This window comes from Streptomyces sp. NPDC059003 (assembly GCF_042740445.1).
In the GTDB taxonomy this organism is placed as follows: Bacteria; Actinomycetota; Actinomycetes; order Streptomycetales; family Streptomycetaceae; genus Streptomyces.
The window spans coordinates 1-24,863 of record NZ_JBHYJH010000052.1 but is presented as its reverse complement, the minus strand read 5'-3'; the positions used below and the strand labels follow the sequence as shown (position 1 = coordinate 24,863).

Sequence of the window (24,863 nt, the reverse complement as noted above, 5' to 3'; positions counted from 1 at the left end):
AGTTAGTGCCAGGGCTAGGGTGAGTGTCGTACCGAATCACAACGGTCCATAGCGGGCCGATGGGGAGCTTTCAGTCATGAGCATCGTCGTCACCGGAGCCACCGGACACCTCGGCCGCCTCGTCGTCGCGGGCCTGCTCGACGCGGGCGTGCCCGCCGGGCAGGTCGTGGCCCTCGTACGGAACAAGGAGAAGGCCGCGGACCTCGCCGAGCGCGGCGTCCAGCTGCACGTCGCGGACTACAGCGCGCCCGAGACCCTCGCGGGCGCCTTCGCCGCGGGCGACAAGGTGCTGCTGGTCTCCGGCAGCGAGGTCGGACAGCGCGTGGCCCAGCACAGCGCCGTCGTCGACGCCGCGAAGGCCGCCGGGGTCGCGCACTTCGTCTACACGAGCATCCTCGGCGGCCCGAAGGCCGACTTCGACCTCGCCGCCGAGCACAAGGCGACCGAGCAGGTCATCCTCGACTCGGGCCTTCCGTACACGTTCCTGCGCAACGGCTGGTACCACGAGAACTACACCGAGCACCTCGCCCCCGTCCTGGAGCACGGCGCCGTCGTCGGCAGCGCGGGCGCGGGCCGCATCGCCTCCGCCGCGCGCGCCGACTACGCGGCGGCGGCCGTCGCGGTGCTCACCGGCGAGGGGCACGAAGGCACGGCGTACGAGCTGAGCGGGGACGTGGCGTGGAGCCTGCCCGAGTACGCGGCGGAGGTCGCCGAGCAGTCCGGCAAGGCCGTGGCGTACGCCGACGTGCCGCCCGCGGAGCACCTGGCCGTCCTCACGGGGGCGGGCGTTCCGGAGCCGATGGCGGCGATCCTGGTCGACGTCGACGCGGCTGTCGGGCGGGGGCTCCTCGCGGGGACCACCGGTGACCTCGCCCGGCTCATCGGGCGGCCGACCACGCCGCTGGCCGACGCCGTCGCGGCTGCGCTCGCCTGACGGGGCACTCCTACGACAACGCCCACGCGAGCACCCGCGTCATGACCGTATGGCGATACGGACATGACAGCGGGGCCGCGTGGGCGCTACCTTCGGGGAGCCGTCGTACGAAGGAGAAGCCGTGGGATCCGGGCAGGCGAAGAAAGAGGCCCGCGAGGCCCGCGCAGGTCTTCTGAACGGCTTCGCCGCGTACGGCATGTGGGGCCTCGTGCCCCTCTTCTGGCCGCTCCTCAAGCCCGCCGGCGCCGCCGAGATCCTCGCCCACCGCATGGCCTGGTCCCTCGTCGTGGTCGCCGTCGCGCTCCTCTTCGTGCGCCGCTGGGCCTGGGCGGGCGAACTGCTGCGCCAGCCGCGCAGGCTGGGCCTCGTCGTGATCGCCGCCGCGGTCATCACCCTCAACTGGGGCGTCTACATCTGGGCCGTGAACTCCGGCCACGTCGTCGAGGCCTCACTCGGCTACTTCATCAACCCGCTGGTCACCATCGCCATCGGCGTGCTGCTGCTCGGCGAGCGCCTGCGGCCCGCGCAGTGGGCGGCCGTCGGCGTCGGCGCCGCCGCCGTCCTCGTCCTGGCCGTCGGCTACGGCCGCCCGCCGTGGATCTCGCTCTGCCTCGCCTTCTCCTTCGCCGCCTACGGCCTGGTCAAGAAGAAGGTGAACCTCGGCGGCCTCGAGTCCCTCGCCGCCGAGACCGCCGTGCAGTTCCTGCCCGCGGTCGCCTACCTGGTGTGGCTCGGCTCCCAGGGCGACGCCACCTTCGGCGCGGAGGGCGCCGGGCACGCCGCGCTGCTCGCCGCGACCGGCGTGGTGACGGCCGCGCCCCTCGTCTGCTTCGGCGCCGCCGCGATCCGCGTACCGCTGTCCACGCTCGGGCTGCTCCAGTACCTCGCGCCGGTGTTCCAGTTCCTGCTCGGCATCCTGTACTTCCACGAGGCGATGCCGCCGGAGCGGTGGGCCGGGTTCGGGCTCGTGTGGCTGGCGTTGGTGCTGCTGACCTTCGACGCGTTTCGCACCGCGCGGCGCAACGCAGTGCGGCTTGCCGCCGCACGGGAGGCTGCTCCCCTTCGGGGGGCGAAAGAGCCTGCGGCCTAGCGGCCGCAGTTCCCCACCCACCCGCCCTTACTACCTGCTGCTACTTCCAGGCCCCGTTCGCCATGGCCGACTTCACGTACTCCGAGAAGTCCTTCGGGGCGCGGCCCAGGACGTCGTGTACGCCTGTGGTCAGCGGTGAGAGGTGGCCCTCGGAGGCGAAGGTGAAGATGGCGGACAGTTCCTGGGCTACGGCGGTGGGGACGCCCTCCGCGGTCAGTTCGGCCACGTACTGCTCCGGGGTGAGCGCGTCGAAGCGCATCTCACGGCCCGACGCCGCCGCGATCTCCGCGACCGCGTCGCCGTAGCTGAGGGCGCGCGGGCCCGAGAGCTCGTACACGCGGTGCGTGTGGCCGTCCTGGGTGAGCAGCGCCACCGCGACGTCCGCGATGTCGTCGACGTCGATGAACGGCTCCGGCGCGGTCCCGACCGGCAGCGCGAGGCGGCCCGCGATGAGCGGCGCGTGGAAGAGGTCCTCGTCGAAGTTCTGCGCGAAGTTGTTGGGGCGGATCACCGTCCAGTCGACGCCCGCCTCCTTGACGGCCCGCTCGGCCCGCGCCATCGCGGGCAGGAAGGACTCGCCGTAGACGTCCGCGCCGCGGCCGGACAGGACGACGAAGCGGCGTACGCCCGCGGCCGCGGCCTGCGCCACGAAGTCGGTGACGGGGTCGGGCTCGGCCGGGGTGACGAGGTAGAGGGCCGTGACGCCGGACAGGGCCGGGGCCCAGGTGGTGCGGTCGGACCAGTCGAAGCGGGTCTCGCCGGAGCGGGACGCCGCCCGCACGGTGTGGCCCGCCGCGCGCAGCCGGGGCACGATCCGGCGGCCGGTCTTGCCGGTGGCGCCGAGGACGAGGAAGAGGTCGTTCGTGTGGGGTGTCGTGGTCATGCACCCAGCCAACCCCCGTGCCCGCTCCGGGGACATGGGCGTCCGTCTCGCCCCTATAGGTGTCCGTCTCGCCGGACGGGACGGCCGTCTACGGTGGGGGCATGGACGCTCTGGGGGATCTGCTGCGCGGCATCCGCGCGGACGGCGCGCGGTTCGACCGTACGGTGCTGAGCACGGCGTGGGAGCCGGGGCCCGACCCCGCCGCGCTGACGTTGGTCATGGTGCTGAGCGGGGCGGCCCGCGTCACGACGCCGGGTGCGGTGCGCGTCCTGAGCGCGGGCGACGCCGCCGTCTGCGCTTCCGTGCCGTTCGGCCTCGCCGCCGACGGTGCCGACGGGACGGAAGTGATCACCGGCGCCTATCAGTGGGACGGATGGGGCGGGCGGCGGCTGCTCAGCGCGCTGCCGCCGCTGCTCGCCGTCCCGGGCGGCGAGGAGTGCCTGGCGATCGTCGAGCTGATCGCCGCCGAGGTCGCCGCCGACCGGCCGGGGCGGCAGTACGTGATGGACCGGATGCTGGACTGGCTGCTCGCCTGCACCCTGCGCGAGTGGTTCGACCTGCCCGAGGCCTGCCCGCCCGCCTGGTACCGGGCGCTCGGCGACGACGTGGTGGGCCCGGCCCTGCGCGCCATGCACGACGAGCCGGGCCGGGCCTGGACGGTGGCGTCGCTCGCGGCGCGCGCCCAGGTGTCGCGCGCCGCGTTCGCCCGGAACTTCGCCGACCTGGTGGGGCGGCCCCCGATGGCGTACCTCACCGAGTGGCGCATGGCGCTCGCCGCCGACCTCCTCGCGGAGCCGGGCGCGACGGTGGCGGCGGTGGCCGCGCGGGTGGGGTACGCCGACGGGTTCGGCTTCAGCGACGCCTTCAAGCGGATCCGGGGCGTCACGCCGAGCGGCTACCGCGCGTCGCTCGCCGCCGACAGGACGGCCCCCGGCTCGTCGCTCCGGGCGGCGGGCTGACCGGCGCGGGAGCGTTTCCGCAGCACCCCGGCGAGGGCGACGGCCACGCCGAGCGCGGCCAGGCCCACCGGCACGGCGAGCGCCGACCGGAACGCGCCGAGCGTCTCCTCGGCCCCCGCGCCGCCGTGCCCGCCGCCCGCGCTCCCGCCGGACGCGAGGCCGTACACCGCCGTCACCGCCGAGATGCCGATGGCGGCGCCGAACTGCGTGGCCGTGTGCAACAGGCCGCCCGCGAGGCCCTGTTCGGCCTCCGGCACGCCGTCCGTGGCCGCGATCATCAGCGGCCCGTACGCGAGGGCGAAGGCGCAGCCCGCGAGGAACAGCGTCGGGAGCATCGCCCAGTACGTCCAGTCCAGGCCGACCGGCAGGAACAGCGCGTACGCGAGCGCCGCGAGCAGGAAGCCGCCGAGGATCACGCGCGCGTGGCCGAAGCGGTTGACCAGGACCGGGGTGAGCGTCGGCGCGAGCACCACGTCGCAGCCCATGATCACCAGGGCGATCGCCGTCTGCCAGGACGACCAGCCGCGCAGCTCCTGGAGGTAGAGCGTGACGACGAACTGGAAGCCCATGAAGGCGCCGAGGAAGAGCAGCGCGCCGAGCCCGGCCCGCACCACGCTTCCCGTACGGAAGATCCCGAGCCGGACGAGCGGCACGGCCGTGCGCCGCTCGATCGCCACGAACGCGGCGATCAGGAGCAGGCCCGCGACCACCGCGGCGGCGGTCGGCGGCCAGTCCTCCAGGCCGTGTTCGAGGCGTACGACGCCGTAGGCGAGCAGCAGCATGGCGCCCGCGGCCGCGGCGGCGCCCGGCAGGTCGAAGCCGCCGGTGCGGGCCGCCTTCTCCCGGCGCGGTGCGGCGGGCGGGGCGGGGACCAGGCGGATCGCCGCGGCGAGGATCAGGGCCGCGAAGAACACGGGCGCGAAGAACACCCACTGCCAGCCGAGCTCGGTGAGCAGGCCGCCGATCACCAGGCCGAGCGAGAAGCCGCCCGCGGAGGTCCCGGCGAAGACGAGCAGCGCCTTGTTGCGCTCGGGGCCCTCCGCGTACGAGGTGGTGATGATCGACATCGCGGCGGGCGTCATGAACGCCGCCGCCACGCCCGTCACGAACCGCGCGCCGATCAGCATCCAGCCCTCGGTCGCGAAGCCGCCGAGCCCGGAGAAGACCAGGAAGACGCCGAGCCAGGTGAGGAACATCCGCCGCCTGCCGAGCAGGTCCGCGGCGCGGCCGCCGAGCAGCGTGAAGCCCGCGTAGCCGAGGACGTAGGAGCTGATCACCCAGGCGGCGGTGGCCGTCGACAGGTCCAGGTCGGACCGGATCGTGGGGATCGCTATCGCCAGCATGGCGATGTCGGCGCCCTCCAGGAAGATCGTTCCGCAGAGGACGAGCAGCAGTGCCCAGGCGCGGGCGCCCATGATGACTCCTCGGGTTCAGGTGCCGGTTACTCAACCGACGGCCGGTTCCTTCTTGTAACCAAGGGAATCGTGGGGCAGCATCGCCAGGTATGGAAGAAGGCACTTTGAAGTCACCGAGTAACTTCGGAGGCACCGACACCGAGGCCGGCACGGGGTACAAGGTCGCGCATGCCGACTACGGGGACGCCGACCCCTTCCAGTGGGACACCCGCGAGGACTGCCAGGTGCGGCAGATCCTCGACCGCGTCGCCGACAAGTGGTCGCTGCTCGTCATCGCGCTCCTGGAGCACCGGTGTCTGCGCTTCACGGAGCTGCGGCGCGAGATCGACGGCATCAGCCAGCGCATGCTGACGGTCACCCTGCGCCAGCTGGAGCGCGACGGCCTGGTCCTGCGCACGGTGCACCCGGTGGTGCCGCCGCGCGTGGAGTACGAACTGACGCCGCTCGGCGGCACGTTGCACACGACGATCCAGGCGCTGGTGACGTGGACGGAGGAGCACCAGGGGGAGATCGCGGCCGCGCGGTCCTCGTACGACTTGCGTGAGGCGGCGGAAGGGTCCCGTTGACTCGGTGGCCGCCGATCGGCCCTTCGGGCCTCGTCCTCAAACTCCCCCAAGCTCTTAAGGAGCAGGGGGTACCCCCTTGACGGGCTGATACTCAGCTCTGGCCCGCGGGGGGCTCGCATATAACTGGTCGCATGGCTCTGCACTGGAAACTCGTCATCGACGCGAACGATCCGCACGCCCAGGCGTCCTTCTGGGGCGAGGCCCTGGGGTACGAGGTCGAGGACAACGACGCCCTCATCGAGCGGCTGCTCGGCCTCGGCGCACTGGCGGAGGCCGAGACCGTCGAGTTCCGTGGGCGGCGGGCCTTTCGTGATCTCGTCGCCGTACGGCATCCGGACGACCCCTACGAGGAGGGGACCGGCACGGGGCTCGGCCGCCGTGTGCTGTTCCAGCGCGTGCCGGAGGAGAAGTCCGGCAAGAACCGGCTCCACCTGGACGTGCACGCCGAGCCCGGCACCCGCGACGCGGAAGTGGCCCGCCTGGAGGCGCTGGGCGCGGCCGTGGTGCGGCAGGTGCGGGCGGCCGGGGGCGCGTGGGTGGTGATGACGGACCCGGAGGGCAATGAGTTCTGCGTGCAGTAGGCACGCGGTGGGTGCTAGGCGTTCAGGGTGTGGCCCGTTGTCGCGTCCACGTGGGCGGGGATCTCGTCGTGGTGGTCGCCCACCGTCAGGGTGCCGGTGGGCTCGATGACGAGGATCGACGCGGGTCTGTGTGCGATCGGCTTGTGGTACGTGCCGCGCGGCACCGTGAAGACCGAGCCCTTGGGGAGCGTGACCGTCCGCTCCCCCGCGGGCTCGCGCAGCGCGATGTCCAGTTCGCCGTCGACGACGAGGAAGAACTCGTCGGTGTTCTCGTGCACGTGCCAGATGTACTCGCCCTCGACCTTGGCCACGCGTACGTCGTAGTCGTTGACCTGGGTGACGATGCGGGGGCTCCACACGGCGTCGAAGGAGGCGAGCGCCTGGTCCAGGGGGATGGGGGCAGGGGCCTGGGCTGCGGTTTCGGCGGGGGCTTCGGCTGCGGTGCCGGTCGCGGTGTCGTTGCTCATGCGGCTCATCGTGGCCCTTGGGCCGTCGGGCCACGAGTGCTAGAAATCGCATATGGCGCAAGAAAACTCTCACGCCCATCGGGTCGTGGTCGTCGTCGACGAGAACTCCAACCCGTTCGAGCTCGGCTGCGTGACCGAGATCTTCGGGCTCCAGCGGCCCGAGCTGGGGCGTCCGCGGCCCGCCCTGTACGACTTCGCGCTCTGCTCGCCCGAGCCGCGCACCCTGATGCGGGACGGCTTCTTCACCCTCACCGGAGTGGCCGGGCTCGACGCCGCCGACACCGCGGACACGCTGATCGTGCCGAACCGGCCCGACACGGCGGTGCCGCGGCGGCCCGCCGTCCTGGACGCCGTCCGGCGCGCCCACGCGCGCGGCGCCCGGCTCGTGGGCTTCTGCAGCGGCGCGTTCACGCTCGCCGAGGCCGGGGTGCTCGACGGGCGCCGCGCCACCGCCCACTGGCAGTGGGCGGACGACTTCCGCGCCCGTTTCCCCGCGGTACGGCTCGAACCGGACGTGCTGTACGTCGACGACGGCGACATCCTCACCGCGGCCGGGAGCGCCGCCGCGCTCGACCTGGGGCTCCACATCGTGCGCCGTGACTTCGGCGCCGAGGTCGCGGTGTCCGTCTCGCGGCGGCTGGTCTTCGCCGCCCACCGGGACGGCGGGCAGCGGCAGTTCGTGGAACGGCCCGTCCCCGAGGTGCCGGACGAGTCGCTCGCGCCGCTGCTCGCCTGGGCGCAGGAGCGGATCGGTGAGCCGCTGACGGTGGCCGGGCTCGCCGCGCGGGCGGCGGTCAGTCCCGCGACGCTGCACCGGCGCTTCCGGGCGCAGCTCGGTACGACGCCGCTCGCGTGGCTCAACGCGGAGCGTACGGCGTTCGCCTGCCGGCTCATCGAGCGCGGTGAGGAGCGGCTCGACGTGGTCGCGGCGCGCAGCGGGCTCGGTACGGCGGCCAACCTCCGCCTCCGGGTGCGGCGGGAGACGGGGCTGAGCCCGTCGGCGTACCGTCGCCGCTTCGGCCCCTGACGGCGGGTCATCTCCCGCCCGCCCGTTTCCAGTGGTCCGCGGGGTGACCGCCCCTGGTGGGGGCGGGTGCGGGCGGGTGGCGGGGGACGCCCCTCGTGGGGGTTGTTCGCCGTCGGCGGGTGCCGGGGCGGTGGGGATCAGCCGCGGCGGACCTCGTTCAGGACCTGGATGCCCAGGTCAAGCGCCGCCTCGGGGGCCGCCACGCACTGTTGGAGATCGATGAAGCACCCGTCCGCGCCGGACTCCCGGGCCCCGCGGACGACGGCCGCGATGTCCTCGTACGAGGCCCCCGGCCCGGGATTGTGGCGGAGCTCGCGCCGGAGCGCGTCCGGATCGCGCCCCGCGTCCTCGGCGGCGCGACGCGCGACGCCCCACAGCCCGGCCTGCGCCTCCGGCGGCAGCGTCACGCCGACCCAGCCCGCCGCCCGCCGCCCGACGCGGGCCATCGCGGCGGGGCTGAACCCGCCCAGGTAGACGGGCGGATGGGGCCGCTGGGCGGGCCGCAGGCCGACGTGCGCGCGGGGAATCGTCCAGTGCGGCCCCTCGTGCCCGAACGTCTCCTGCGTCCAGATGCCCTCCAGGATGTCCAGGATCTCGTCGAGCCGGGCGCCCCGCTTGCCGAAGTCGGCGTTGACGGCGGTGTATTCGTCGCGCAGCCAGCCGATGCCGAGCCCGGCGTCGAGGCGGCCGCCGCTGACGACGTCGAGGGTGGTGAGGGAGCGGGCGAGCAGCAGCGGCGGGTACCAGGGCGCGTTGAGCGTGCTCGTGCCGAGGCGCACGCGGGTGGTCGCCGTGGCGGCGACGGTCAGGACGGTGAGCGGGTCGAGGAAGGTCTTGTACTCCGGCGGGTAGGGGTTGTCGGGCGTGTGCCCCGGATAGAGGTCGCTGGGCGCCACCGGCGTGAGCGAACGGTCGCCGACCCAGAGCGAGTCGAACCCGGCGGCCTCCGCGTCCCGGGCGAACGGCGCGATCGACTCGGCCCGGGCGTGGGTTCCGTACTGCGGCAGGGCGATACCTATGTGCATGGGGTCATCCTGCGCACGGGGACATATGGCGGCCGTACAGCCGCGGGCGTGACGCGCACCACGGCCCGGCGCGGGACCGCGCCGGGCGCGCCCGGCGACAAATCTGCTGCCGTACCGGCGTTCCCCCTGCCTACCGTATGGATGTGTCCCTCACAGATGCGCGGAAACCGGCGGCCCCCCACCCCTCGCGTCGCGACCGCGAACGCCGCGCCCGGCGCCTCCTGCTCGCCGTCTGCGCCCTGTTCGCCCTGGCGTCCCTCGTGCTCGTGCCGCTCGGCCTGCGCCTCGGCTGGGACGAGATCGTCTACGCGAGCCGCTTCGGCCCGTACGCGCCGGACGAACCCGCGGGCGTGCCGTTCAGCGCGCCCCGCACCCGCGGCGTGCCGCTGCTCATCGCGCCCGTCGCGACCTGGAGCCACTCGGTGGTGCTGCTCAGGGCGTGGCTGACGCTGCTCGCGACGGCCGCGCTCTATCTGGGTTTCCGCCCCTGGCTGCGGGCACTCCCGCGCAGGCCGGAGGCGGTGGCGGTGGCCGCAGCGCTGTACGGCGGCCTGTGGGTCACGCTGTTCTACGCGAGCGCGGCGATGCCGAACCACTACACCGCCATGGGAGCCGTCGGCGCCGTCGGGCTCTTCCTGCACCGCCGCCCCGGTCCCCGCGCCCACGCGGGCATCGCGGCCGGCCTCGCCCTCGCCACCCTGATGCGGCCCAACGACGGCGGCGCCGTCGCCCTGCCGCTGCTCCTCGCCGCCGCGCTCGTGCCGCGGTGGCGCACGCGAGGCCGCGCGGGCGCGGTGCTCGGCGGTCTCGCCGTGGGGTTCGTGCCGTGGGCAATCGAGGCGTACGTTCGCTTCGGTGGCGTACGCGAACGTCTCGACGACGCGAGCGAGGTGCAGGGCGGGCTGCGGCTCACCGACTCCGCGCTGCACCAGTTCACCGCCATCGACGGGCCGTTGCTGTGCCGCCCGTGCGCGGGCGACGGCGTGAGGACGTACGCCCTGGAGTGGTGGCTGCTCCTCGCCGTCCTGGTCCCGGTCGGCCTGTGGTCGGTGCGGCGGCTGCGGCGGGCGTCCGCCGCGGGGTGGCTCGCGGTGGCCGTCGGGGTGTCGGCGGCGCTGCCCTACGTGTTCGTCGTGCCGTACACCGCGCCCCGGTTCCTGCTGCCCACGCACGCGCTGCTCGCCGTTCCGGCGGCGTTCGGGGTGGTCGCGGTGGCGGAGTGGGTGCGGAGCGCGCCGCGGCGGGGGCGGGGGCGGGGGACATGGCTGCCCGCCGTCGCCGGGGGTGTCCTGGGCTTCGCCCTGCTCGGGCACCTCGTCGCCCAGGTGACGCTCGCCGCGGGCACCACCCGCGTCCAGTCGGCCGCCCGCGAGGACTGGCAGCGCGTCGCCGACGCCCTGCGCGCCCACGGCGTGCGCCCGCCCTGTCTGCTGCGCGGCAACACGTCCGAGATCCCCCTCGCGTACGTCGCCGACTGCGAGCCCGCGGGGCGCGACAGCGCGCGCCGGTCCTCCGCCCTGGTCCTGCGCGGGGCGCCGCCCCCGCCCTGGGCGAGGACCTGGCACCACGTCCCCGTACGCGACACCTACGCCCGCGACTGGAACGTGTACGTCCGCCCGCGCGCCTGAACTCCCGGCGCTCCGCACGCTCCTGGCGTCATCGGCCCTCCGCCCCTCCCTCCCTGCTCTCTCACCGGAATGCGGAGCGAGCCGTCCGGATCCCGCTCTTGACGTGAACTCATCAGGCCTCCACCATCGGGCACTCCAGGCTCATTCGGAATTCACCTCGGGATTGACCTCACGGAAGCCGGAGCCCCCCACATGAGACTCTCCGTACCCAAGCGCGGCGCGACCGCGGCCGCCCTGGCCGTCGCCGCGCTCCTCACCACCAGCGCGATATCCACCGCGGCCACCGGGCCGACGGGCACCACCGCACCCCCACGGGCGGCAGCCGCCCCCGACATCCCGGTGGCCAACGTCAAGGCCCACCTCTCCCAGCTGCAGTCCATCGCCTCCGCCAACGGCGGCAACCGCGCCCACGGCAGCGCGGGCTACCGCGCCTCGCTCGACTACATCAAGGGCAAGCTGGACGCGGCCGGATTCACCACCACCGTCCAGCAGTTCTCGGCCAGCGGCCGGGTCGGCTACAACCTGATCGCCGACTGGCCCGGCGGCGACCCGAACCAGGTCATCATGGCGGGCGCGCACCTCGACAGCGTGAGCCGCGGCGCCGGGATCAACGACAACGGCTCCGGCTCGGCCGCCGTCCTGGAGACCGCGCTCGCCGTGTCCCGCGAGCAGTACAAGCCCACCAAGCACCTGCGGTTCGGCTGGTGGGGCGCGGAGGAGCTGGGCATGATCGGCTCCCGAAACTACGTGTCGGGCCTGCCCGGCACCGAGCGCACCAAGATCAAGGGCTATCTGAACTTCGACATGGTCGGCTCGCCGAACGCGGGCTACTTCGTCTACGACGACAACGCGGCCATCGAGAAGAGCTTCAAGGACTACTACGCGCGCATCGGCGTGAGCACCGAGCCGGACCGCGAGGGCGACGGCCGCTCCGACCACGCCTCGTTCAAGAACGCGGGCATCCCCGTGGGCGGCATCGCCACCGGCGCGGGCAGCACCAAGTCCGCGGCGCAGGCCCAGAAGTGGGGCGGCACGGCCGGGCAGGCCTTCGACCGCTGCTACCACACGTCCTGCGACACCTCGTCGAACATCAACACCACCGCCATCGACCGCAGCAGCGACGCGGTCGCGTACGCGGTGTGGGGCCTGTCGGGCTGACCGCCCGGCCGTCCCGCCCCCGGGACCCGGGGCCCTGAGCCCTGGAACCTGAGCCCTGGACGATGATGCTTGCGCGTGCATATAGTGCACGCGCAAGCATTCGTCGTGCGCCACCGCGTGCCATTCCGTCGTACGCCACCGCGTGCACTCACGTCCTGGGGGACCCATGACCCGCAAGTTCCTGTTCGTGCTCGGCAGCGCGCGCTCCGACGGCAACACCGAGCTCCTGGCCCGCAAGGCCGCCGAGCAGCTGCCCGCGGACGTCGAACAGCGCTGGCTGCACCTCGCCGACCACCCGCTCCCCGACTTCGACGACCTGCGGCACGACAAGGTCTACGCCCGCGCCCGCCCGCTGCCCGAAGGCACCAACGAGGCGCTGCTCCTGGACGCCACGCTCGACGCCACGGACATCGTCATCGCGTCGCCGCTGTACTGGTACTCGGTGTCGGCCACCGTCAAGCGCTACCTGGACTTCTGGGACGCCTGGCTCGAAGTCCCCGGCCTGGACTTCAAGGAGAAGATGAAGGACCGGACGCTGTGGGGCGTCACCGCGCTCGCGCACCCCGAGGAGGAGGCGGCGGACCACCTGATCGGCACCCTGCGCTTCTCCGCCGCGTACTTCCCGATGCGCTTCGGCGGCGTCCTGCTCGGCAACGGCACCCGGCCGGGCCAGGTCCTCGACGACGCCGACGCCCTGGCCCGCGCCAAGACCTTCTTCGCCCAGGAGGCACCGCTCGCCCGCTTCCCGTTCGCCACGGAGTGACACCCGCCCCGGGAGGGCGACGCTAGCTCGCGATGTCCTTCGCCCCGAACCGCGCCCACGCCGCCGACCCGAACACGCCCGCGTACAGCGCCTGCAGGCCGAGGTTCTTGACCAGGTCGTCCCAGTAGATCGGGTCGCGCATCAGGTCGGCGAAGGACAGCCAGTAGTGCGGGAACAGATACGGGTGGACCGCGTGCAGCTGCGGGATCTGGTCGATGATCTGGACGGTGATGAGCAGCCCCACGGTCGTCGCCATGGCCGCGATGCCGCTGCTCGTCAGCGTGGACACGAACAGGCCGAGCGCCGCCACACCGATCAGTGAGGCCGTGACGACGAGGGCGATGAGCAGCGCGCGAAGCAGCCCGTCCGCGAAGCTGATGCGCGTGCCGGAGATCGTCGTGACATCCCCGAGCGGGAAGAGGAGCGCCCCGACCGCGAGCGCGGACGCGGCCACGACGAGCGTCGCGACCAGGCAGAAGGCCAGCGTGGCCGCGTACTTGGCGAGCAGCAGGCGGGTGCGGCCCGCGGGCGCCACCAGGAGGTAGCGCAGCGTGCCCGCGCTCGCCTCGCCCGCGATCGCGTCGCCCGCGACGACGCCGATCGCCATCGGCAGGAAGAACGGCAGCGTCGCGGCGAGCGCCGTGAAGACCAGGAACAGGCCGTTGTTGGTGACCTGCGCGATGAACGCGGGCCCCTCGCCGTCCGGGCCGCCCCCGCCGATCGAGCCGCCGTCGCTCGTCTCGATCTTCACGGCGATGCCGACGAGGATCGGTACGGCGGCGAGGACCCCGAGCAGCGCGAGGGTGCGCCAGCGGCGGAACGTGAGGGAGAGCTCGCTGCGGAACAGGCCGAACGTCCACAGCAAGCGGGGCTCCCGGGGCGCCCCGGGGTCGCTCGTCCTGTGGGGCGCGGGCGCCGCTGTCTCTGTTCCTGCGTGTGTCGGTTCAGCCCGCGACATCGAATCCCTCTCCCGTCAGCGCCACGAACGCGTCCTCCAGGGAGGCCCGTTCGACGCCGAAGCCGCGGACGCGCACGCCCGCCTTGACCAGTGCGGCGTTCAGCTCGGCCGGATCCGTCTCCCGGCCGGGCGGCTCGCCCGTGACCCGGTCGTCGGTGACGACGAGGTCGGCGATGCCTGCTTCCTTCAGTACGCGGGCCGCGTCCCCCGTGTCCGGGGTGGTCACGGCGAGCCGGCCGCGCGCCCGCGCGGCGAGCTCGGCGACCGGGCCCTGGGTGATCAGACGGCCCTGCGTCATCACGGCCGCGTGCGTGCACACCTGCTCGATCTCGTCGAGGAGGTGCGAGGACAGGAAGACCGTCGTGCCCTCGGACGCCAGCTCCCGCACCAGGGCGCGGATCTCGCGCATGCCCTGCGGGTCGAGGCCGTTCGTCGGCTCGTCCAGGACCAGGAGGCGACGCGGCTGGAGCAGCGCCGCCGCGAGGCCGAGGCGCTGCTTCATGCCGAGGGAGTACGCCTTCGCCTTCTTGCCCGCGGCGGCGGTCAGGCCGACCCGGTCGAGCGCGGCGTCGGCGCGGGCCCGCCGGGTGCGGGGGTCCGCGGTCGGGTCGGCGGCGTCGTACCGCAGGAGGTTGTCGCGGCCCGAAAGGAAGCCGTAGAGCGCCGGGCCCTCGATGAGCGCGCCCACGTGCGGCAGCACCCTGCGGCCGTCGAACGGCATGGGGCGGCCGAGGACCTTGGCGCGCCCCGATGTCGGCTCGATCAGGCCCATCAGCATGCGGATGGTGGTGGTCTTGCCGGAGCCGTTCGGACCGAGGAAGCCGAAGACGCTGCCGCCCGGCACGACGAGGCTCAGGCTGTCCACGGCCAGGTGTTTGCCGTACCGCTTGGTCAACGCCGTCGTCTCGATCACATGGCCGTGGGGCCCGCCCTGGGTGCTCGGCACCTGTCCTCCCTCGTCACTGTGACGACGGATTGGGGAGCACCGCTCGGGTGCTCCCCAATCCGCCGCCGGCTGCGCTCTGTGCCTACTGGGCGGCGTCGGCCGCCTTCACAAGGGCGTCCTTGGTGACCGCGCCCACGTACACCTTGCCGTCGTCCGTGACGAGGGCGTTGATCAGGCGGGTCTTGAAGACCGTGCCCGAGCCGAACTTCCCGTCGACCTTGTCGCCGAGCGAGTCGACGAACCGCTGCGCGTCGGCCGGCAGCTCGCCGGAGCCGGACGTCGGCAGGCCGCGGCCGCCCGGGATCCGCAGCTCGGCGATGGACGTCCAGCCCTTGCCGATCACGTTGGCCTCGGGCTTGTCGCCCTTGAACTCCTTCTCGAAGTCCTTCCCGGACTTGTCGTGCGTGCCGCGCTTGCCGTCGTCCTCGGTGACCTTGGTGCCCTTCGGGGGCGTGAAGTCGAAGGTGGACGCGGACGGCTTGTCGAAGTCGACCTTCGTGAAGCCCGCGTCGACGACCGCGGAGCCGCCGCCCGCCGGGGACAGGGTGAACTTCAGCGGCGTACCCGTCTTCGAGTCGACCGCGACCGTGATCTGGCCGACGGTGCTGCCGCTGTCCTTCGGCTTGATCACCAGGCGGTACGCGTCCCGGCCCGCGACCTGCGCGCTGCCGTCGACCTCGACCGACGTCGACGACTCGTCGGCCGCCTTCAGGGCCTGCTCGGCGAACTCCTTCGGCGTGGCCGGGAAGTCCTTCGGCAGGTCGCCCTTGCCGCGCTGGTCCTTGCCCTCTCCCGCGTGCTTCGAGTGGTACGCCTCGTTGGAGGCGCTGTCGTACGCCCACACGTCGTCGCCGTTGTGGATCAGGCTGTACTCGGCGGCGTCGTCGAGCACGGAGAGCTTCTGCCGGTCCGGGCCGTCGGCCGCGACGCGCAGCGTGTGCGTGCCGGACGCCAGCTCCATCAGCTTGGCCGACGGGTCGGCGGCCGAGCCCTTGTCGCCGTCGCCCCCGCGGCCCTCGCCGCCGCCCGCGCCCGGCGCGAAGGCGCCGGCCGCGCCGCCGCCGAGCGACGGCAGACCGAGGTCGGTGCTGATCTTCACGGTGCCGGACAGCTGCTCGGTGTCCGAAGCGGCGATCTTCTCGATGAGTTCCTGAGCGGTGACGTCGGGCAGGTCCGGGTCGCCCGAGGAGGCGAGCGCCGGGACCAGCCCGATGGTCGCCGCAGCCACCCCCGCCACCGCGAACGGGACGACATAGCGCGCCGCCTTGCGACGGCTCGCGCTCTGCTCCCCGGCCTCGCTGGTGTCCTGCTCCGGTTCGTACGGTGCCATTGTGTGCCCTACCTCCGTGGTCGGCGGCGGCGTTCCGTTACGGCCATGCACTCGTCCACCCCGCGCCGCCATTCTCACCCGAATTGGTCAGGGGTGGTTGTCCCTGCGTCTCTTCGACTGTCTCCATCCGACCAAATCGGCCAGCCGGAAGCGTCAGACCGCGGAAGCAACTCCGCCTACTGCTACGGGATGACATGAGGGGGCGGCGCCTCCCCCGTCCCGTAGGGGAGACGCCGCCCCTGGAGGTGACGATCGGCCACCGGGGCCGTGGCGCCGATCGTCCGGATGACAGCCGGTCACCGGGGGAGATGGCCGACTGTCCGGCTCAGGGTTGACTCGATGCCGGGCTCAGCGCTGGACGAAGACGTAGTCCGCCCCGTACGGGATGGAGGTGACCGCGCCCGGTGTGCAGCCGCCGGCGGGCTGGACGCCGCCGACCGTGTTCAGGCGCAGGATCTCGGTGGTGCCCGCGAGCAGGCCGCGCCTGGTGCCCGCCTGCTCGGCCTTGAGGTCGAGCTCGGCGATGTTCTTCGCGCCGTTGGGCGTCTTGGAGATCAGCTTGCCGGTGACGGCGCTGCGGTCCCGGGCGGTCCAGCGCGGCGTACCGGAGTTCGGGGCGACGAAGTCGTGCGCGATGGGGCCGCCGAGGGTGGCGCGTACGTCGCGCTGCTGGAAGGTGTACGTGCCCGAGCCGTCCTCGGCCTTCTTGCACTGGTAGATCTGCTTGCCGGTGACGACGGAGGCCTGGAAGCTGCGGCGCGCGGCGTCGAAGGAGACGTTGGCGGTGACCTTGTGGAGCTGGCCGCGGACGGCTCCGCCGGGGAACTCGGCGGTGTGCAGATTGGCGTAGAAGCCGCCGGGGTCCGCCTTGAGCCGCCGCAGCAGGGCGGCGTCGGAGACCTTGACCGTGCCGGTCACGCGGTGGTGCCGCGCCCTGGCGAGGAGCTTGGTGAAGTCGACCTTGATGCCGCCGTTGGTGCCCTTGGCGCCCTGGTGGATGTGCAGGGCGGTCGGCTTGCCGGTGCCGCGCCACGCGACCGTGACGGAGACCTTGCCGCCCTTGACCCGCACGAATTGCAGGGCCGCGCCGTCCTTGTCGCCCACGGCTGGGCCGCCCGGTGCCGGGACCTCGTTGGCGCCGTTCAGGCTGGCGGTGAAGAGGGCGCCGCGGGCTGTTGCGGCGACGCCGCCGCTCTGGATCTCGACGCCGGCGCCGTGCGCGCCGTGCCCCTTGCTCGCGTGCCCGCTCTCGCTCCCGCTCCCGCTCCCGCTGTCCGCCATCGCCGGAAGGACGGCGGCCGCCACGGCGCCCGCGGCGGCGACGGCGATGCCGGAGGCCAGCAGGGTCCGACGACGATTCTTCGCAGAAGTGGTGACAGTACCCATGACGTGAAATCTCCCCGTTTCCCGGCCAACGCCCCCTGCGTCAGCTTCTGGGCATGAGTACGAACGGGTCCGAGTCTGGACTCAATCCAGAGCGAGGGAAATACTGTGACCTACGTCACCTGGCCGTCGGCCCGCTGCGCATGGGGTGGGCGAGTGCGGGCCGGCGGGGGTTTTCCGCCGCTACCGCGGCGGTTTGTTTCCCACCCGCCCGCCCGTTTCCACCCTCCCAGGGGGTGGACGCCCCTCGTGGGGGTTACCCACCGCCGGCGGGTGCGGCCGGGACGGCAGGTACTGGGCGGGCGGGCAGGAAAGCAGTCGCCGCGATAGCGGCGGTAACCCACGGACGCCAACGGCGATCAACCCCCACCAGAGACCTCCACCCCCTGGAAGGGGGTCACGGGCGGGCGGGTGGGAGAGGAGTCGCCGCGGTAGCGGCGGTAACCCGCAGCCGCCGACGGCGATCGGCACCCGCCAGGGGCGTCCACCCCGCGCAGGAGTGGAAACGGGCGGGCGGGCGGGAAGGCGGCAGCGACGGGGGGATCAGCCCGCCCGGTGGACCACCAGGTCGCACAGCTCGACCAGGGAAGATTTGGCGTCCCCCTCAGGGAGGGGGGCAAGCGTGGCGCGCGCCTCCTGCGCATACCGCACCGTATCCCGCCGAGCCTGCTCAAGCGCCGGATGCGCCCGCAGCCGCGCCAACGTCTCCGCATGCCGCGCGTCATCCGTGAGGTCGGAGTCGAGGAGCTCGCTCAGGGCGATGTCCTCGGCGAGCCCGAGCCGCGCCACCCGCTCCCGCAGCCGGAGCACCGGCAGCGTGGGAATGCCCTCGCGCAGATCCGTGCCCGGCGTCTTGCCGGACTCGGTGGAGTCGGACGCGATGTCGAGCACGTCGTCCGCGAGCTGGAAGGCGACGCCGAGCCGCTCCCCGTACTGCGTGAGGACGTCCACCACCGTCTCGTCCGCCCCGGACATCATCGCGCCGAAACGCCCCGCCACGGCGATGAGCGAGCCGGTCTTGCCGCCGATGACGTCCAGATAGTGCTCGACCGGATCGCGCCCGTCCCGCGGCCCCGCCGTCTCGAGGATCTGCCCGGTGACGAGGCGCTCGAAGGCCTCGGCCTGGATGCGGACGGCCTCGGGGCCGAGGTCGGCCAGGATGTGCGAGGCGCGCGCGAACAGGAAGTCGCCGGTGAGGACCGCCACCGAGTTGCCCCAGCGCTGGTTGGCGCTGGGCACGCCACGGCGCACTTCGGCCTCGTCCATCACGTCGTCGTGGTACAGCGTCGCGAGGTGCGTCAGCTCGACGACGACGGCGGACGGCACGATCCCCGGCGCGTACGGGTCGCCGAACTGGGCCGCGAGCATCACCAGGAGTGGCCGAAAACGTTTGCCGCCCGCGCGCACGAGGTGCTGCGCCGCCTCCGTGATGAACGGCACCTCACTCTTGGTGGCCTCGAGCAGGCCCTCCTCGACAGCCGCCAATCCGGCCTGGACATCGGCTTCGAGAGCCTGGTCCCGCACGCTCAGCCCGAAGGGCCCGACGACGGTCACGAGGGGTTCTCCTGTCTGCTGACGATCACAAGTCGATCACTCGGTCGATCACTCGTCGATGACACGGTTTGTCGATGTGTCGCTGCCATCACTCAAGTCAGCGTATCCGGTCGCCTTTCGATCACAGCGAGCACCTGCCCGGCCAGAGGAGACCACCCTGCCCGACAGGCACGGAATGACCGAATTGATACCCGGAGAACGATGCGTCCCACATGCCGTTCCCGCCCCGCACGCCCGATCCACCCGGAGAGCGGACCACATGACCCCGCCCTCCGGCGCCGCACCACGCTGAGTGAGACATCGGTCACGGCACACCGTGCCGGGTACCTCACGCGCGCAGCGTCGTACCCACCGAATTCCGGCCACTGTCCAGCATGCGCTCAAGCACCACGGCGATCCCGTCCTCCTCGTTGGACAGCGTCAACTCGTCCGCGACCGCCTTGAGTTCGTGGTGGGCGTTGGCCATGGCCACGCCGTGCGCCGCCCACGCGAACATGGGGATGTCGTTCGGCATGTCACCGAAGGCGATCGTGTCCGCCGCGCACAGGCCGAGCCGCTCCGCCGCCAGCGCGAGCCCCGTGGCCTTGGTGACCCCGCACGGCTGGAGCTCGACGGTGCCGGGCCCGGACATCGTCACGGTGGCGAGATGTCCCACCACGCCCCGGGCGACCTCGGCCAACTCGTCGTCCGCCAGTGTGGGGTGCCGCAGCAGCACCTTGCTGATCGGCTCCTCCCACAGGACGTCCCGGCCCGGCACGCGCACGGCGGGCAGCGTCGGGTGCGGCATCTCGTACCCGGGCTCGATCAGGGTCAGGCCGTCGACGCCGTCCTGGTCGGCCGCCGCGAACACCTGGCCGACCTCCGCCTCGATCTTGCCGAGCGCGACCTCCGCGAGCTCCCGCTCCAGGGTCACCGACCACACCATGCGGTCGCTCCCGGCGTCGTACAGCTGCGCCCCCTGCCCGCACACCGCGAGCCCGTCGTACCCGAGGTCGTCGAAGAGCGGGCGCACGCGGGGCGCGGGGCGGCCGGTGACGACGAGGTGCCGCGCTCCGCCCTCGCTCGCGGCTGCCAGCGCCCTGCGCGACCGGTCGGACACCGTGTCGTCGCGGCGGAGCAGGGTTCCGTCCAGGTCAGTGGCGATGAGGGCATATGCGAGGGGAGCGGCCATGATCCGAAGAATACGGATCTGAGCCCGGCCGGTAAGCCGTGTGGCAGGAGCTGTGACGGTTCGGTCGCGCCCGGCGCACTACCGGCGGTCACCTGGTCGTGAGGCGGCAACGAACCGATCACGCGCGCCGCGGATGCCTGCGCACGCTGGCCGCGCCGCCCCGCTCCCGGTTCACCGGAACGAGGCGGGACGCGGCGCGACGACACCGGCCGCGCCCGGGTCGGCCCCGTCGGCCCCCGTACGGCCGGAGGCCGCCCGAACGGCCACGAAAGACCACGCAGCACCGCGCCGGGCCGCCCCGAACCGCGGCCGCCCCCGTCAAGCCGAACTTCCTTGCGGGAACAGCACGTTGACACCCGCCCCGAGATCCACACCCCCCGCGCCCCGCAACGCCGACGCACGACGGCGGAACCTCCGGGCCTCCCGCCACGTCACTGGAGTACGCAACACGAGTACGCAGCCAGCAGTACGCGGCAGTGACCGACCGCCGCCCGACAGACCCGACGGACCCGACGGACCCGGCGGCCCTCGACGACAAGGAACCACACGACATGGCACTCCCCCGGACCCGCACGCCCGGGACCCGCACCCTCGGGACCCGCAAGCTCGGCCTCGTCACCGCGGCCGCCGTCGCCGTGCTCACGGCGGGGCTCGCCTGGCAGGCCTCGGCGGCGGACTCGGACGGGGGCGGCCGGACCTCCCCGGGGGCGAAGCCGGACGCGGCCATCGCGCGGGACGCCGAGCACGACACGTCCCCGGCGGCGGACTACTGGACGCCGGAGCGCATGCGCGCGGCGCAGCCCGCCCCGATGCCGGTGGTTCCCGGCGACGACCACCGGTAGCCGGACGGGCCGCCCGTCGAGGTCGTACCGAGCCGCGCCTCAGCCGTACGCGTACGCCACGGCTCAGCCGTACGCCGCCGAGAGGTGCTGCGCGAGCCGCGGCGACGCGTACTCCGTGCCGCACACGAACCGCATCAGGGGCCCGTACGACGAACCGGCCAGCATGCCCGTGAAGTAGAGCCCCGGGATCGACGACGCGTACCCCGCGCCCAGCTTCGGCGTGCCGCGGCTGACGGCCATGCGGGCGCGCAGGCCCGGTTCGAGGAAGCTGAGGGCGGCGAGGTCGACGCGGTACCCCGTGGCGGCGATGACATGGTCGGCGGTGAGCTCCCTGATCCGGCCGCCGAGCGTCTCGACCGTCAGGACCGGGCGGCCCTCGCGTGTCTCCGTACGCACGACGCGGCGCACCTCGCGCGCCTCGACCTTGCCCTCGAAGCGCTCGCGCAGCCACCACGCGCCGAGCGGGCCGAGCACCCGGCGGGCGAGGAAGTGGCGGGCCTGTGCCGGGAGATGGCGGTACAGGTCGGCGTAGTAGCTGAGCGCGTAGAGCGACCAGGCGCGGCCGAACGGCGACTGCGGGCGCAGCCTCGGCTGCGCCCACGGCGGCCCGCCGAACGCCACCGCCCCCTTGCCGCGCGCCACCACCTGCACCCTCGCCCCGGCCTCCGCCGCGAGGGCGGCGGTCTCCAGGGCGGACTGGCCCGCCCCGACGACGATCAGTTCCGTACCGGCGTACCGCGTGAGGTCGTGGTGCTGTGCGCTGTGCGAGAGCGGGCCCGCGGGGGCGGGGCCGTCGGGCACGGCGGCGGCGAGCACGGGCGGCAGCTGTGCGAGGCCGGTGAGGCCGGTCGCGACGACGACCGCGCGGGCCGTGAACTGCTCCCCCGAGTCCAGCTTCAGCTCGAAGCCGCCCGCGCCGCGGCGGTCCACGGACACCACCCGCACCTGTTCGAGCTCGGGCACGAGCTTCCCCTGGAACCACCGCCCGTATCCGATGAACGTCTCGACCGGGACGATGTCCTCGTCCCTGGCGAGGCGCGGGATGCCGACCGTCGTGCAGTAGTCGACGAGGCTGTGGCCGGGCTGCGGCGCGTCGATGTTCGACGCGACGGGCGTCGACTTCAGGAGCATTCCGGCGGGCATGTGGGAGCGCCAGCTGACCATGGGCTCGCCGAAGACGCGGACGGGTAGGCCGCGGGCCCGCAGGTGGGCCGCGGTGGACAGGCCGTAGGGGCCCGCCCCGATGACTGCCACTGGTTGCATCACGAAGTCCCTCCCCAGGACGTCGTGCGCGCCGTGCCGTCGCACGGCACGCGGTATCACGGCTATCGGGTGGTGGCGGCACCGCGGCGCCGGTTCGTCCGCCACATCTGGTGCAGGTGCTTCGCCCCCGGCCGTACGAAGCGGGCGAGCATCGTGAAGAACGGCTTCATGTCGTCCGCGGCGAGCCACGCGAGCTCCGTGCCGCTGGCGCGGGCGGGCGCGTGCGGGGTCACATAGCCGCTGCGGCGGTACGCGATGAGGGCGGGCAGGTCGATGTTCTCCACGACGTAGCGGTGGCCCGCGCGCTGCTCGCCCTCCGGGACGGCGCGGCCGGTGAGGTGCAGATGCATGGCCCGGACCACGTCGATCCCCGACTCGCTCTCGAAGAGCCGGAACTGGGCGCCCATGCGGGGGTTGAAGTCGAGCAGTTTGTACTGGCCGTCGCGGCGGTCGAAGCGCAGGTCGAGGTCGACGATGCCGGTGAAGCCGATCCGCTTGACGAAGCGCGCGGCGAGGTCGGCGAGGTCCGGGTTGTCGACGACGTACGCGCACGCCGTCATCCCCGCGTGCGGCGGCCAGGAGCGGACCTTCACCCCCGTGAACAGGGCGAGCGGTGCCGAGTCCGCGTCGAAGTAGGCGTGCACGACCCAGTCCTCGGCCTGCTCGCGCGGCAGGTACTCCTGGAGGACCACTCCGGGCCGCTCCCCCCACTCCCGGGCGAGGCCGACGAGGGCTTCGGGGGTGTCGATGCGGGTGGTGCCGGGCACCGCGGGGCGCTCGCGGCGCTGGAACGCCTCGCGGTTCTTCGCCACGACCGGGAAGCGCGCGGTCGCGGCGAACCTCTCGATGTCCGCCAGGCCCCGCGGGCACGCGGAGACGGGCGAGGTGATGCCGTGCTCCGCGCACAGCTCGTGCAGCCCTTGCTTGCTGGCGAGGCGGCGCGGCAGGGGGACGTCGACGCGCGGGAACAGGAAGCCGCCGAAGCGGGCGTCGTCGGCGAGCTCCCGCTGGTGCTCGGCGATCAGCACGGCCGCTTCCTCGTCGGTCGGGATGAGCACCGTCGGCCTGCCGATGCGCTGCCCGATGCGCCGCAGCCCGTCGACGAGGTATCCCGGCTCCTCCGTCCCCGTGGTCGGCCAGGGGAAGGCTCCGGTGAGATAGCGGGAGGCGGCGGCCGGTGTGTGCCGGTCCTCCGTGATGGCGTACATGGGGACGCCGATGCGGCCGAGGCTGCGTATCGCGCCGACGCCGCCGTGGTGCAGCGGATAGTCGCCGAATTTCACGACGAGTCCGGGCACTTCGCGGTCAGGCGTCAGTACGCCGCCGTTCTTGGTCACGGGTCCCCCCACGCGTCCAGTGCAGCCCGACCCGGACCCACCCCGTCCGCGTCCCCCCGAGGAACCTAGGGCCTCATTTGAGAGCCCCACCCGAGATTTATCCGGACATTGCGAACTCTTTAGGCACTGCCCCAACTGGGCGCTTACACGTAACGTGTGGGGCACCCGGATTGGAAAGCGAGGCAGGAACGCATGTCCGAGCAGAACCCGCTCGACCTCCCCGAGGGCGACCCCTTCGGCCCGCACAATCTTCCCTACGGAGTCTTCTCCCCCGCGAGGTCGTCCGACTCCACGGCCGACTCCGCGGCCCGCTCCACCCCCGGTTCTGCGCCCGGTTCCGCACCCGGATCGACGCCCGCCCACGACGGCCCCCGCGTCGGCGTCCGCCTCGGCTCGTACGTCCTCGACGCCGGCGCCGCCGCGGCCGCCCTGGGCTCGCCCTATGTCTCGCTGCTCGCGCAGCCCACGCTGAACCCGCTGCTCGCCGCCGGCCGCACCGCGTGGCGCGACGTCCGCCGCGCCCTCACCGCCTGGGTGACGGTCCCCGCGCACCGCGACGTCGTCCGCCCGCTGCTCCACCCCCTCTCCGACGTCACCCTGCACCTGCCCTTCGAGGTCGCCGACTACGTCGACTTCTACGCGTCGGAGCACCACGCGTCGAACCTGGGCCGCATGTTCCGCCCGGACGCCCCGTCGCCGCTCACCCCCAACTGGAAGCACCTGCCCATCGGCTACCACGGCCGGTCCGGCACCGTCGTGGTCTCCGGCACGGACGTGGTGCGCCCCACCGGCCAGCGCAAGACGCCCGCCGACTCGGCGCCGGTCTTCGGCCCGTCCACCAAGCTCGACATCGAGGCCGAGGTCGGCTTCGTCGTCGGCGGCCCCTCCACGCTCGGCACCCCCGTGCCCCTCGCCGACTTCCGCGAGCACGTCTTCGGCCTCACCCTCCTCAACGACTGGTCGGCCCGCGACATCCAGGCCTGGGAGTACGTCCCGCTCGGCCCGTTCCTCGGCAAGTCCTTCGCCACGTCCGTCTCCGCGTGGGTCACGCCCCTCGAAGCCCTGGACGCGGCCCGCGTCGCCCCGCCGGAGCGCACGGAGCCCCTCCTGCCGTACCTGGACGACTCCGCCGACGAGCCGGGCGGCTACGACCTCCGCATCACCGTCACCCTCAACGGCGAGGTCATCTCCGAGCCCCCCTTCTCCACGGTCTACTGGACCGCCGCGCAGCAGCTCGCCCACATGACCGTCAACGGCGCCTCCCTGCGGACCGGCGACCTCTACGGCTCCGGCACCGTCAGCGGCCCGTCCCCCGACCAGTTCGGCTCCCTCATCGAACTGACCTGGAACGGCCGCGACACCCTCGAACTCCCCTCGGGCAAGCGGACGTTCCTCGAGGACGGCGACGTGGTCACCCTCTCGGCCTGGGCCCCCGGCCCCAACGGCACGCGGGTGGGCCTGGGCGAGGTGACGGGCCGCATCGCCCCGCCCCGCTGACGCAAAGCCCCACCGGACGGGCTGGGCATCTCAGCCCGTCCGGCGTTTGAGGACGAGCGCGAAGCGCGGATGAAAGGGGGGTCCAG

The 24,863-nt window shown here is 73.1% G+C and carries 23 protein-coding genes; 11 read left to right on the top strand and 12 right to left on the bottom strand.

From position 1 onward, the window contains the following. Positions 1-76: 76 nt before the first annotated feature. Both ACFWZ5_RS19800 and rarD read left to right on the top strand, forming a co-directional pair. Positions 77-934, top strand: coding sequence for an SDR family oxidoreductase (locus tag ACFWZ5_RS19800; protein ID WP_384804441.1), 858 nt, complete (start codon positions 77-79; stop codon positions 932-934). A 121-nt stretch (positions 935-1,055) separates the two neighbouring features. Beyond that, entirely contained in the window at positions 1,056-2,024 is a 969-nt protein-coding gene (gene rarD, locus ACFWZ5_RS19795) for an EamA family transporter RarD (protein ID WP_384804443.1), read from the top strand. A gap of 40 nt (positions 2,025-2,064) precedes the next feature. Here the strand turns inward: rarD and ACFWZ5_RS19790 are convergent, their stop codons facing one another. Continuing rightward, positions 2,065-2,907, bottom strand: coding sequence for an NAD(P)H-binding protein (locus ACFWZ5_RS19790; protein WP_384804445.1), 843 nt, complete (start codon positions 2,905-2,907; stop codon positions 2,065-2,067). Positions 2,908-3,008: 101 nt separating this feature from the next. Here ACFWZ5_RS19790 and ACFWZ5_RS19785 point away from each other — a divergent pair, with 101 nt between their 5' ends. Beyond that, on the top strand, positions 3,009-3,866 hold the full coding sequence (locus ACFWZ5_RS19785; RefSeq protein ID WP_384804447.1) for an AraC family transcriptional regulator: 858 nt from the start codon (positions 3,009-3,011) through the stop codon (positions 3,864-3,866). Here ACFWZ5_RS19785 and ACFWZ5_RS19780 read toward each other — a convergent pair. Beyond that, positions 3,803-5,281: an MFS transporter gene (locus tag ACFWZ5_RS19780; RefSeq protein WP_384890900.1), complete on the bottom strand. Its 1,479-nt coding sequence runs from the start codon at positions 5,279-5,281 to the stop codon at positions 3,803-3,805. The two genes, ACFWZ5_RS19785 and ACFWZ5_RS19780, sit on opposite strands and share 64 nt — an antisense overlap. An 89-nt stretch (positions 5,282-5,370) precedes the next feature. On the opposite strand from ACFWZ5_RS19780, the gene ACFWZ5_RS19775 reads away from it, so the two are divergent. Then, the gene (locus ACFWZ5_RS19775; RefSeq protein WP_384804384.1) at positions 5,371-5,847 is read left to right on the top strand and encodes a winged helix-turn-helix transcriptional regulator; all 477 of its coding nucleotides are present in this window, start codon (positions 5,371-5,373) and stop codon (positions 5,845-5,847) included. A gap of 131 nt (positions 5,848-5,978) precedes the next feature. Next, positions 5,979-6,428 (top strand): VOC family protein, encoded by a 450-nt coding sequence (locus ACFWZ5_RS19770; protein WP_384804386.1) that lies wholly within the window; start codon positions 5,979-5,981, stop codon positions 6,426-6,428. Positions 6,429-6,442: 14 nt separating this feature from the next. Here ACFWZ5_RS19770 and ACFWZ5_RS19765 read toward each other — a convergent pair whose 3' ends face one another. Further along, positions 6,443-6,895: a cupin domain-containing protein gene (locus ACFWZ5_RS19765; RefSeq protein WP_384804388.1), complete on the bottom strand. Its 453-nt coding sequence runs from the start codon at positions 6,893-6,895 to the stop codon at positions 6,443-6,445. A gap of 52 nt (positions 6,896-6,947) precedes the next feature. On the opposite strand from ACFWZ5_RS19765, the gene ACFWZ5_RS19760 reads away from it, so the two are divergent. Next, positions 6,948-7,922: a helix-turn-helix domain-containing protein gene (locus ACFWZ5_RS19760; protein WP_384804390.1), complete on the top strand. Its 975-nt coding sequence runs from the start codon at positions 6,948-6,950 to the stop codon at positions 7,920-7,922. Between the two features lie 137 nt (positions 7,923-8,059). Here the strand turns inward: ACFWZ5_RS19760 and ACFWZ5_RS19755 are convergent, their stop codons facing one another. After that, positions 8,060-8,947, bottom strand: coding sequence for a TIGR03619 family F420-dependent LLM class oxidoreductase (locus ACFWZ5_RS19755; protein WP_384804392.1), 888 nt, complete (start codon positions 8,945-8,947; stop codon positions 8,060-8,062). A gap of 143 nt (positions 8,948-9,090) precedes the next feature. Between ACFWZ5_RS19755 and ACFWZ5_RS19750 the strand changes: the two genes are divergently transcribed. The 3 genes from ACFWZ5_RS19750 (at position 9,091) to ACFWZ5_RS19740 (ending at position 12,496) form a co-directional block, all read left to right on the top strand. After that, positions 9,091-10,575, top strand: coding sequence for a hypothetical protein (locus tag ACFWZ5_RS19750; RefSeq protein WP_384804394.1), 1,485 nt, complete (start codon positions 9,091-9,093; stop codon positions 10,573-10,575). A gap of 192 nt (positions 10,576-10,767) precedes the next feature. Further along, positions 10,768-11,733, top strand: a complete 966-nt coding sequence (locus ACFWZ5_RS19745) for a M28 family metallopeptidase (RefSeq protein WP_384804396.1) — start codon at positions 10,768-10,770, stop codon at positions 11,731-11,733. Between the two features lie 166 nt (positions 11,734-11,899). Next, the gene (locus tag ACFWZ5_RS19740; RefSeq protein WP_384804398.1) at positions 11,900-12,496 is read left to right on the top strand and encodes a flavodoxin family protein; all 597 of its coding nucleotides are present in this window, start codon (positions 11,900-11,902) and stop codon (positions 12,494-12,496) included. A gap of 22 nt (positions 12,497-12,518) precedes the next feature. Here ACFWZ5_RS19740 and ACFWZ5_RS19735 read toward each other — a convergent pair whose 3' ends face one another. The 6 genes from ACFWZ5_RS19735 to ACFWZ5_RS19710 form a co-directional block, all read right to left on the bottom strand. Then, complete coding sequence (locus ACFWZ5_RS19735; protein WP_384804400.1) at positions 12,519-13,454, bottom strand: ABC transporter permease; 936 nt, start codon at positions 13,452-13,454, stop codon at positions 12,519-12,521. Further along, on the bottom strand, positions 13,441-14,400 hold the full coding sequence (locus ACFWZ5_RS19730; RefSeq protein ID WP_384804402.1) for an ABC transporter ATP-binding protein: 960 nt from the start codon (positions 14,398-14,400) through the stop codon (positions 13,441-13,443). Before ACFWZ5_RS19730 ends, ACFWZ5_RS19735 begins: the two co-directional genes overlap by 14 nt. Before the next feature lie 82 nt (positions 14,401-14,482). Further along, entirely contained in the window at positions 14,483-15,730 is a 1,248-nt protein-coding gene (locus tag ACFWZ5_RS19725; RefSeq protein WP_384803913.1) for an outer membrane lipoprotein carrier protein LolA, read from the bottom strand. Positions 15,731-16,078: 348 nt separating this feature from the next. Then, positions 16,079-17,116: a CHRD domain-containing protein gene (locus ACFWZ5_RS19720; RefSeq protein WP_384803916.1), complete on the bottom strand. Its 1,038-nt coding sequence runs from the start codon at positions 17,114-17,116 to the stop codon at positions 16,079-16,081. Positions 17,117-17,656: 540 nt separating this feature from the next. Next, positions 17,657-18,667 carry a polyprenyl synthetase family protein gene (locus tag ACFWZ5_RS19715; protein WP_384803919.1) on the bottom strand — a complete coding sequence of 337 codons (1,011 nt, stop codon included), beginning with the start codon at positions 18,665-18,667 and terminating at the stop codon, positions 17,657-17,659. Positions 18,668-18,995: 328 nt separating this feature from the next. After that, a complete protein-coding gene (locus tag ACFWZ5_RS19710; RefSeq protein ID WP_384803922.1) occupies positions 18,996-19,838 on the bottom strand; it encodes an HAD family hydrolase in 843 nt (280 codons plus the stop codon). A gap of 476 nt (positions 19,839-20,314) precedes the next feature. On the opposite strand from ACFWZ5_RS19710, the gene ACFWZ5_RS19705 reads away from it, so the two are divergent. Further along, on the top strand, positions 20,315-20,680 hold the full coding sequence (locus tag ACFWZ5_RS19705) for a hypothetical protein (RefSeq protein WP_384890896.1): 366 nt from the start codon (positions 20,315-20,317) through the stop codon (positions 20,678-20,680). 63 nt (positions 20,681-20,743) lie between these two features. Here ACFWZ5_RS19705 and ACFWZ5_RS19700 read toward each other — a convergent pair whose 3' ends face one another. Together ACFWZ5_RS19700 and ACFWZ5_RS19695 are read right to left on the bottom strand one after the other, a co-directional pair. Beyond that, on the bottom strand, positions 20,744-21,946 hold the full coding sequence (locus ACFWZ5_RS19700; RefSeq protein WP_384803928.1) for an FAD-dependent oxidoreductase: 1,203 nt from the start codon (positions 21,944-21,946) through the stop codon (positions 20,744-20,746). A 59-nt stretch (positions 21,947-22,005) separates the two neighbouring features. Further along, positions 22,006-23,292, bottom strand: a complete 1,287-nt coding sequence (locus tag ACFWZ5_RS19695; protein ID WP_384803931.1) for an ATP-grasp domain-containing protein — start codon at positions 23,290-23,292, stop codon at positions 22,006-22,008. 180 nt (positions 23,293-23,472) lie between these two features. Between ACFWZ5_RS19695 and fahA the strand changes: the two genes are divergently transcribed. Beyond that, entirely contained in the window at positions 23,473-24,777 is a 1,305-nt protein-coding gene (gene fahA / locus ACFWZ5_RS19690; protein WP_384803934.1) for a fumarylacetoacetase, read from the top strand. The last annotated feature ends 86 nt before the right edge of the window (positions 24,778-24,863 follow it).

What these genes read in the sequence shown, in the direction of transcription:
- ACFWZ5_RS19800 (WP_384804441.1), top strand. Translation starts at nt 77, where the DNA reads ATGAGCATCGTCGTCACCGGAGCCACCGGACACCTCGGCCGCCTCGTC.
- ACFWZ5_RS19790 (WP_384804445.1), bottom strand. Translation starts at nt 2,907, where the DNA reads ATGACCACGACACCCCACACGAACGACCTCTTCCTCGTCCTCGGCGCC.
- ACFWZ5_RS19785 (WP_384804447.1), top strand. Translation starts at nt 3,009, where the DNA reads ATGGACGCTCTGGGGGATCTGCTGCGCGGCATCCGCGCGGACGGCGCG.
- ACFWZ5_RS19780 (WP_384890900.1), bottom strand. Translation starts at nt 5,281, where the DNA reads ATGGGCGCCCGCGCCTGGGCACTGCTGCTCGTCCTCTGCGGAACGATC.
- ACFWZ5_RS19775 (WP_384804384.1), top strand. Translation starts at nt 5,371, where the DNA reads ATGGAAGAAGGCACTTTGAAGTCACCGAGTAACTTCGGAGGCACCGAC.
- ACFWZ5_RS19770 (WP_384804386.1), top strand. Translation starts at nt 5,979, where the DNA reads ATGGCTCTGCACTGGAAACTCGTCATCGACGCGAACGATCCGCACGCC.
- ACFWZ5_RS19765 (WP_384804388.1), bottom strand. Translation starts at nt 6,895, where the DNA reads ATGAGCAACGACACCGCGACCGGCACCGCAGCCGAAGCCCCCGCCGAA.
- ACFWZ5_RS19760 (WP_384804390.1), top strand. Translation starts at nt 6,948, where the DNA reads ATGGCGCAAGAAAACTCTCACGCCCATCGGGTCGTGGTCGTCGTCGAC.
- ACFWZ5_RS19755 (WP_384804392.1), bottom strand. Translation starts at nt 8,947, where the DNA reads ATGCACATAGGTATCGCCCTGCCGCAGTACGGAACCCACGCCCGGGCC.
- ACFWZ5_RS19745 (WP_384804396.1), top strand. Translation starts at nt 10,768, where the DNA reads ATGAGACTCTCCGTACCCAAGCGCGGCGCGACCGCGGCCGCCCTGGCC.
- ACFWZ5_RS19740 (WP_384804398.1), top strand. Translation starts at nt 11,900, where the DNA reads ATGACCCGCAAGTTCCTGTTCGTGCTCGGCAGCGCGCGCTCCGACGGC.
- ACFWZ5_RS19735 (WP_384804400.1), bottom strand. Translation starts at nt 13,454, where the DNA reads ATGTCGCGGGCTGAACCGACACACGCAGGAACAGAGACAGCGGCGCCC.
- ACFWZ5_RS19725 (WP_384803913.1), bottom strand. Translation starts at nt 15,730, where the DNA reads ATGGCACCGTACGAACCGGAGCAGGACACCAGCGAGGCCGGGGAGCAG.
- ACFWZ5_RS19720 (WP_384803916.1), bottom strand. Translation starts at nt 17,116, where the DNA reads ATGGGTACTGTCACCACTTCTGCGAAGAATCGTCGTCGGACCCTGCTG.
- ACFWZ5_RS19710 (WP_384803922.1), bottom strand. Translation starts at nt 19,838, where the DNA reads ATGGCCGCTCCCCTCGCATATGCCCTCATCGCCACTGACCTGGACGGA.
- fahA (WP_384803934.1), top strand. Translation starts at nt 23,473, where the DNA reads ATGTCCGAGCAGAACCCGCTCGACCTCCCCGAGGGCGACCCCTTCGGC.